Raw genomic sequence first — 255 nt, 5'->3', positions numbered from 1 at the left:
ATTAAAAACCCTAAAAACACCTGACTTCACCGAATTACTCAAAAAAGAAGAGGATGTTTACCAAGTCTTATTTTATGCAACGCACAGCATCCATTCAGATGGTAAAATGACTAAAGATGAATGCACACCGTTGGTATTTAAAAATGATAAATTAGTTGGTATTGGTGCCTCAGCACTGCAAATGCTGACAAACTAAGTAACTACAGCATTTATTGGGCGCTAATTTGATTGCGCCCTAATTTTTTCGCATTATAC

1 protein-coding gene is annotated in these 255 nt (G+C 35.7%); it reads left to right on the top strand.

What is annotated here, in order from left to right; genetic code table 11:
* Window positions 1-196 (top strand): DUF3192 domain-containing protein (locus tag AAEY93_RS20860; protein ID WP_351079613.1); only part of this gene is annotated, 196 nt, incomplete at its 5' end.
* Window positions 197-255 lie beyond the last annotated feature (59 nt).

Source organism: Shewanella sp. CAL98-MNA-CIBAN-0140, from assembly GCF_040309905.1.
GTDB classification, from domain to species: Bacteria; Pseudomonadota; Gammaproteobacteria; order Enterobacterales; family Shewanellaceae; genus Shewanella; species Shewanella psychromarinicola.
This window is presented reverse-complemented; position numbering and strand designations above follow the sequence as displayed.